This window comes from Microbacterium sp. Ag1, from assembly GCF_001005635.1.
Lineage (GTDB): Bacteria > Actinomycetota > Actinomycetes > Actinomycetales > Microbacteriaceae > Microbacterium > Microbacterium oxydans.
Window position 1 is genome coordinate 115,408 of the sequence record NZ_LBCR01000024.1, and the last position, 7,488, is coordinate 122,895.

Consider the following 7,488-nt stretch of genomic DNA (forward strand, 5'->3'; position numbering starts at 1 on the left):
CCTGAATTCAAAGGAGAACAACATGGCTGACTACATCCTCGCCATCGACCAGGGAACGACTTCGAGCCGCGCGATCATCTTCGACAAGAAGGGCAGCATCATCGCGACGGGCCAGAAGGAGCACGAGCAGATCCTGCCGAAGGCCGGCTGGGTCGAGCACGACGCCTCGGAGATCTGGCGCAACGTCCAGGAGGTCATCGGACTCGCCCTGAGCCGCGCCGACCTGACGCGCCACGACATCGCGGCCGTCGGCATCACCAACCAGCGCGAGACCGCGGTGGTCTGGGACAAGACCACCGGCAAGCCCGCCTACAACGCGATCGTGTGGCAGGACACCCGCACGCAGGCGATCGTCGATCGTCTCGCGGCAGACGGCGGCGTGGAGCGGTTCAAGCCCGTCGTCGGACTCCCCCTGGCGACCTACTTCTCGGGAACCAAGATCGCCTGGATCCTCGAGAATGTCGACGGCGCTCGCGAGAAGGCGGAGGCCGGCGACCTGATCTTCGGAACGACCGACAGCTGGGTCCTCTGGAACCTGACCGGCGGCGTCGACGGCGGTGTGCACGTCACGGACGTGACGAACGCGTCGCGCACGATGTTCATGGATCTCGAGACGCTCGAGTGGCGCGACGACATCCTCGAGGCGTTCGGCGTGCCGCGCTCGATGATGCCCGAGATCCGCTCCTCTTCCGAGGTCTACGGTGCGGCGGAGGACTCTTCGCTGCTTCGCGAGACCCCGATCGCCGGCATCCTGGGCGACCAGCAGGCCGCGACGTTCGGGCAGGCCGCCTTCCAGAAGGGCGAGAGCAAGAACACCTACGGCACGGGCTGCTTCCTCATCTTCAACACGGGCGAGGAGATCGTCCACTCGAAGAACGGGCTGCTCACGACCGTCGGCTACAAGCTCGGCGACCAGGCGACGCACTATGCGCTGGAGGGCTCCATCGCCGTCACCGGATCCCTGATCCAGTGGCTGCGCGACCAGCTCGGCATCATCTCCTCTGCCCCTGAGGTGGAAGAGCTGGCCGACAAGGTCGAGGACAACGGCGGCGTGTACATCGTGCCCGCCTTCTCCGGCCTGTTCGCACCGTACTGGCGTCCTGACGCCCGAGGCGCGATCGTCGGGCTCACCCGTTACGCGAACAAGAACCACATCGCTCGCGCAGCGCTCGAGGCCGTCGCCTTCCAGACGCGCGACGTGCTCGACGCCGTGAATGCGGACGCCGGTGTGGACCTCACCGAGCTCAAGGTCGACGGCGGCATGGTCGCGAATGACGCGCTCATGCAGTTCCAGGCGGATGTCCTCGGCGTGCCGGTGGTGCGTCCGGTCGTCGCGGAGACCACGGCCCTCGGTGCCGCTTATGCGGCAGGCCTCGCAGTCGGATTCTGGAACGGGCTCGACGACCTCTCCGCCAACTGGCAGGAGGACAAGCGCTGGGAGCCGTCGATGGACGAAGCAGAGCGCGACCGTCAGCTGCGGCTGTGGCGCAAGGCCGTCACGAAGTCGATGGACTGGGTCGACGACGACGTGAAGTGATCTGACACGAAGGCGAAGCGGGTTCGGAGCTCATGCTCCGGACCCGCTTCTCCATGCGCTGTCCGAACTCTCCCAGCTCGACGTGACGGCTTCCATGACACCGAGGAACGCGCGAGCGACGTTCCTCGGTGCCGCCGTATCCCAGGCGAGATACTCGACCCGCACCGGGCCACCGCGCACTGTCGAGATGGACACGTCGAACGCGGAGCGCTGGACGGTTCCCGGCGCCAGCAAGGTCACCGCCAATCCCGCCTCCACCAAGCCGAGGATGAGGGTCGCGGAGTCGGCTTCGAAAGCCACATCGCGCGTGAGATCGGCCGCGTGGAAAGCCGCGTCACTCTGGGCTCGTCCCGAAGTCGCGACGGGGAAGTCCGCGAACGTCATCCCCGCGAGGTCCTCCAGTGCGATGTCGCTCCTGTGCGCGAGCTCGTGCCCTCGAGGGAAGACGGCGACGAGCCGCTCACGAGAGAGAACACGGGACGCCACTCCCAGAGGTTCAACGCCTTCGCGCAGGCCCAGCAGGGCGACATCGAGCTCATCGTGCCGGAGCCGGCGCATCAGGACATCACTGTTCCCGACCTGCAGTTCCACCCGCACGTCCGGGTACGCCGCACGGTAGGCGACGAGCACGGCCGGCACGTCGACGGCGGTCACCGTAGGGATGACACCGACCCGAAGCGTCCCCTCGACGACACCGTCTACCGCGGCCGCATCCTCTCTGGCTCTTTCAGCAGCTCGGAGGGCAGCGCGCGCATGACCGAGGAATGCCTCGCCCGCCTCGCTCAGGCGCACCTGGCGACTGGAGCGAACGAACAAGCGCCGGCCGAGTTCGCGTTCGAGTGAGGCGACCTGATGGCTCAGCGCGGACTGCGTCACGAAGCATCGCTCGGCGGCGCGGGTGAAGCTCAGGGTGTCGGCGACTTCCACGACGTACCGCAGTTGTTGGAGTTCCACGATTCATGATCTCTCTTCATGCGTGATGGTGCAATTATGCGTTGGACTCATCGGTTCCATGGTCGCAGGCTGAAGGCATGAACCGCATGACGCTCGTGCTGACCACTGCTCTTGCTCCCGTCGCCTGGGGCACCACCTACCTCGTGACCACCGAACTGCTTCCGGCCGGGCACCCACTGTTCGCGGGTCTGCTCCGCTCACTCCCTGCGGGTCTTCTCGCGGTCGCCATCAGTCGGCGGTTTCCGTCAGGGTCGTGGTGGTGGAAGTCCTTCGCCCTCGGCGCGCTCAACATCGGCGCCTTCTTCCCTCTGCTGTTCCTGGCCGCGGAGCGGCTTCCCGGCGGCGTCGCCGCCGCCGTCGCCGGAGCGCAGCCACTCATCGTCCTGGCCCTCGGAGCGCTCGTCCTGCACGAGCGCATCCGGCCGATCACGGCCGCAGCGGCTCTCGTGGGCGCGGGAGGCGTCGCTCTGGTCGTGCTCGGCCCGGCCGCCGAACTCGATCTCTGGGGCGTTCTCGCTGCGCTCGGCGGTGTCACAGCGACGGGTGTGGGCATGATCCTCACCAAACGCTGGGGTCGCCCCGTCGGGGTGGGGCCCGTGTCCTACGCGGGCTGGCAGCTCAGCGCGGGCGGCATGCTGCTGCTACCGGTCACTCTGATGGTCGAGGGCGTGCCTCGGGAGATCGACGGCAATGCCGCTCTCGGCTACCTGTGGCTCGCCACCGCCGGGGGAATCATCGCGTACACGCTCTGGTTCCGAGGCGTCCAGCAGCTGCCGGTCGTCGCGCCGGGGCTCCTTGCACTCCTGTCCCCCATCGTCGCGACACTTCTGGGGTTGGTGGTCGCCGGCGAGCGTTTCACCGCGCCTCAGGCGATCGGATTCGTGCTCACGCTCGGCGCGCTCGCCCTGGGGCAGGTCGTCACACGTCCGAAGCCGAGCTCAGACCGACGTGCCGAGGAGGCACTCGGCGAAGCGCTCTCGGCGCCGCGCTGAGTGCACTCAGTTCTTGCCGAAGAGCTTCTGGATCTCGGCGAGGTCGGCCTCGCTCGGAGCCTGGGCAGCACCGCCGCCGATCCCGAATCCCGATCCGGTGGGCGTGGTCGTGGAGGACGCGATGCCCGCGTTCTCCGCTGCACGCTTCGCAGGGTTTCCCGAGCGGGACTTGCCGGACGAGGACTTGCTCTTCTTCCCTCGCTTGGACGACGCGCCGGGTCGTCCCATACCAGGCACGGGTCCCATGCCGGGGATGTTGGGGGTACCCCCACGAGCGACGGTCTTCATCATCTTCGCGGCCTGCTCGAAGCGCTGCACGAGCTGGTTCACATCCGTGACGGTCATGCCGGAACCGCGGGCGATACGCAGCCGACGCGAGCCGTTGAGAACCTTCGGGTTGCGTCGCTCGCCCGGAGTCATCGAGCGGATGATCGCCTCGGTGCGGTCGATCTCGCGCTCGTCGAAGTGGTCCAGCTGCTGCTTCATCTGCCCCATGCCCGGGAGCATCCCGAGCATCTTCTTCATGGAGCCCATCTTCTTCATCTGCTGAAGCTGCTCGAGGAAGTCCTCGAGAGTGAAGGCCTCGGTTGCGAGCTTCTCGGCCATCTTCATGGCCTCTTCCTCATCGAAGGCCTGCTGGGCCTGCTCGATGAGGGTCAGGATGTCGCCGAGGTCGAGGATGCGGCTCGCCATGCGGTCGGGGTGGAACGGTTCGAGGTCCTCGAGACGCTCACCGGTCGAGGCGAAGATGATCGGGCGTCCGGTCACGGAGGCCACCGAGAGCGCAGCGCCACCACGGGCGTCACCATCGAGCTTCGACAGGACGACGCCGGTGAAATCGACACCCTCCTGGAAGGCCTTGGCGGTGTTCACCGCATCCTGACCGATCATCGCGTCGATGACGAACAGCACTTCGTCGGGGCTCACGGCCTTGCGGATGTCCGCAGCCTGCTTCATGAGCTCGGCATCGACGCCGAGGCGTCCGGCGGTGTCGATGATGACGACGTCGTGCTGCTGACGACGGGCATACTCGACACCGTCGCGCGACACCTTCACCGGGTCGCCGACGCCGTTGCCGGGCTCCGGAGCGAACACGGTCGCGCCCGCCTGCTCCGCTACCACCTGCAGCTGGTTGACGGCATTCGGACGCTGGAGGTCTGCGGCCACGAGCAGAGGCGTGTGCCCCTCGCCCTCGAGCTGCTTGGCCAGCTTGCCGGCGAAGGTCGTCTTACCCGAGCCCTGGAGTCCCGCGAGCATGATCACGGTCGGTCCCGTCTTCGCGAACTGCAGGCGGCGCTGTTCGCCGCCGAGGATCTGCACGAGCTCCTCGTTGACGATCTGCACCACCTGCTGCGCCGGGTTCAGCGCCTTGTTGACCTCGTCGCCGAGGGCACGCTCGCGCACCTTCGCCGTGAAGTCCTTGACCACCACGAGCGCGACGTCGGCGTCGAGCAGAGCGCGACGGATCTCGCGCACGGTGCCGTCGACATCGGCGGCGGTGAGCTTTCCCTTCGTGCGCAGATTGCGGAAGGTGTCGGTGAGCCGATCGGAGAGCGTGCCAAAGGTAGCCATGGTGCCTACGATTCTACGCGAGTGAAGCGGCGCCGCTCAGCGCCGTGCGGGCTCAGGACCAGGGCAGGTCGTGAATCATCGCCAGCGCTTCCCGCAACACGGTCTCCGGCGTTCCGCGCCCCGCGCCCTGCTCTGCCCACACGCGCAGCGACGAGAGCACCGCAGCCGCGTGCGCCGCCCCGAGGATGTCGGCCCGGATCACGTCCACGCCCGCCGAGGACGCCGCGAGCGACACGGCAGCGGACAAGCGTGCCATTCGCAGGCCGGTGTCGCGCACGAGCTCGTCCTCCAACCCCATCGCCCCCGCGTTGCGAAGGGCGAGCGCAAGCGGATCCGGTGCGAAGTCGTGGACGACCCGCAGCAGGATCTCCCGCACCGACTCCCCCGTCGCGACCCGGCCCAGGCCCCGGAGAGACTCGACAGCCTCACCGACCCGTTCGTCGATTCCTGACCACAGCACGTCGCTCTTCGAAGCGAAGTAGTTGAAGAAACTCGAACGGCTCACCCCGGCGCGCTGCGTGATGTCCGCCACCGAAGTGGCAGCGTAACCACGTTCCAAGAAGAGCTCGCACGCAGCCTCGGCGAGCGTCTCCCGTGACGATGCCTTCGGGCGCCCGGCTTTCCCCGTCGAACTCATGCACTCACGCTACCGCGCGGCGCGGATCGAGAACGCCGTCCTCGACCCGAAGGAGTATTGTTGCTCTCAGTCCATTTACACCGAAGGCGGTTCTGTGATGCTCGAAATCCTCACGCCCGGGTTCGTTCCTACGCCGGTGCCGTACCTCGACGGGTGGGAGCTTCAGCGCCGAGTCCATGCCGACGTGGTCGCAGGCACTCGGCAGGACACCCTCATCCTGCTCGAGCACGAAGCCGTGTACACGGCGGGCAAGCGCACGGAACCGCATGAGCGTCCGCAGGACGGCACGCCGGTGATCGACGTCGATCGCGGCGGCAAGATCACCTGGCACGGCCCAGGACAGCTGGTCGGCTATCCGATCGTCCGCCTCGGCGAGCCCATCGACGTGGTCGCCCACGTACGTCGACTGGAGCGTCTGCTCATCGAGGTGCTGCGCCCGCTCGGAGTCGACGGCTATCAGGTGGAGGGCCGCAGCGGCGTCTGGGTGCGCCGCCCGCTCTCCGAGGACAAGGTAGCCGCGATCGGGGTACGGGTGCAGCAAGGAGTCACGATGCACGGCTTCGCCGTCAACTGCGACAACTCCCTGGCCGGTTTCCGCGGCATCATCCCGTGCGGCATCACCGACGCGGGTGTCACGACCGTGAGCGAGGTCACGGGATCCTCCGTCTCGCCCCGTGACCTCGTCGATGCCGTGACCCGTGCGTTTCTCGCCGAATACTCGACCCCCGAACTGTCAGGAGCCCACGCATGACCGCCGCACCCGAGGGCCGGAAGCTCCTCCGCCTGGAGATCCGCAACGCCGAGACACCGATCGAGCGCAAGCCCGAGTGGATCAAGACCAAGGCGAAGATGGGTCCGGAGTACACGGCGTTGCACTCGCTCGTGAAGAGCGAAGACCTGCACACCGTGTGCCAGGAGGCCGGCTGTCCGAACATCTACGAGTGCTGGGAGGATCGCGAAGCGACGTTCCTCATCGGCGGGTCGCAATGCACGCGTCGCTGCGACTTCTGCCAGATCGACACCGGCAAGCCGGCTGACTACGACACCGACGAGCCCCGCCGCGTCGCCGAGAGTGTGCAGCGGATGAACCTCCGATACGCGACCGTGACCAGCGTGGCCCGTGACGACCTGCCCGACACGGGTGCCTGGCTCAACGCGGAGACCGTCAGGAAGATCCACGAGCTCAACCCGAACACCGGGGTGGAGCTGCTCGCGAACGAGCACAACGCCGATCCGGCTTTCCTCAACCAGATCTTCGACGCCCGACCAGAGGTGTTCGCGCACAACGTGGAGACCGTTCCCCGCATCTTCAAGCGCATCCGACCCGCTTTCCGCTACGAGCGCTCGCTGAACGTGCTCACTCAAGCCCGCGACGCCGGGCTCATCACGAAGTCCAACCTCATCCTGGGCATGGGCGAGGAGCCGGAGGAGGTCGTGCAGGCGCTCAACGATCTGCACGATGCCGGCTGCGACATCATCACGATCACGCAGTATCTCCGCCCGACACCGCGGCACCACCCGGTCTCTCGTTGGGTGAAGCCCGCGGAGTTCGTGGAGTTCAAGGAGGAAGCCGAGCGCATCGGTTTCCTCGGCGTCCTCGCCGGTCCGCTCGTGCGCTCCTCCTACCGGGCGGGGCGCCTGTGGGCGCAGTCGATGACGTCCAAGGGCCGCGAGATCCCCGCGCACCTCTCCCACATCGCAGCGAGCGCCGATCTCGGATTCGCCCAGGCCGTCTGACCTCGTCGCTGCCCGGGGTAGCCGCTCGTGCGGCTAGTTGTGATGTCCAGGGACGTTGT

The 7,488-nt window shown here is 67.1% G+C and carries 7 protein-coding genes; 4 read left to right on the forward strand and 3 right to left on the reverse strand.

The features are described from left to right. Positions 1-22: 22 nt before the first annotated feature. Entirely contained in the window at positions 23-1,537 is a 1,515-nt protein-coding gene (gene glpK / locus AAY78_RS04140) for a glycerol kinase GlpK (RefSeq protein WP_046747078.1), read from the forward strand. 30 nt (positions 1,538-1,567) lie between these two features. Here the strand turns inward: glpK and AAY78_RS04145 are convergent, their stop codons facing one another. Continuing rightward, positions 1,568-2,491 (reverse strand): LysR family transcriptional regulator, encoded by a 924-nt coding sequence (locus tag AAY78_RS04145; RefSeq protein ID WP_046747079.1) that lies wholly within the window; start codon positions 2,489-2,491, stop codon positions 1,568-1,570. Between the two features lie 77 nt (positions 2,492-2,568). Between AAY78_RS04145 and AAY78_RS04150 the strand changes: the two genes are divergently transcribed. Next, on the forward strand, positions 2,569-3,483 hold the full coding sequence (locus AAY78_RS04150) for an EamA family transporter (protein WP_046747080.1): 915 nt from the start codon (positions 2,569-2,571) through the stop codon (positions 3,481-3,483). Between the two features lie 6 nt (positions 3,484-3,489). Here AAY78_RS04150 and ffh read toward each other — a convergent pair whose 3' ends face one another. Then, positions 3,490-5,055 carry a signal recognition particle protein gene (ffh, locus tag AAY78_RS04155; protein WP_046747081.1) on the reverse strand — a complete coding sequence of 522 codons (1,566 nt, stop codon included), beginning with the start codon at positions 5,053-5,055 and terminating at the stop codon, positions 3,490-3,492. Between the two features lie 52 nt (positions 5,056-5,107). Beyond that, positions 5,108-5,692 carry a TetR/AcrR family transcriptional regulator gene (locus AAY78_RS04160; protein WP_046747082.1) on the reverse strand — a complete coding sequence of 195 codons (585 nt, stop codon included), beginning with the start codon at positions 5,690-5,692 and terminating at the stop codon, positions 5,108-5,110. A 97-nt stretch (positions 5,693-5,789) separates the two neighbouring features. Between AAY78_RS04160 and lipB the strand changes: the two genes are divergently transcribed. Together lipB and lipA are read left to right on the forward strand one after the other, a co-directional pair. Further along, positions 5,790-6,443 (forward strand): lipoyl(octanoyl) transferase LipB, encoded by a 654-nt coding sequence (gene lipB, locus AAY78_RS04165; RefSeq protein ID WP_046747102.1) that lies wholly within the window; start codon positions 5,790-5,792, stop codon positions 6,441-6,443. Beyond that, positions 6,440-7,429 carry a lipoyl synthase gene (gene lipA, locus AAY78_RS04170; protein WP_046747083.1) on the forward strand — a complete coding sequence of 330 codons (990 nt, stop codon included), beginning with the start codon at positions 6,440-6,442 and terminating at the stop codon, positions 7,427-7,429. The genes lipB and lipA overlap by 4 nt, the downstream gene beginning before the upstream one ends. Positions 7,430-7,488 lie beyond the last annotated feature (59 nt).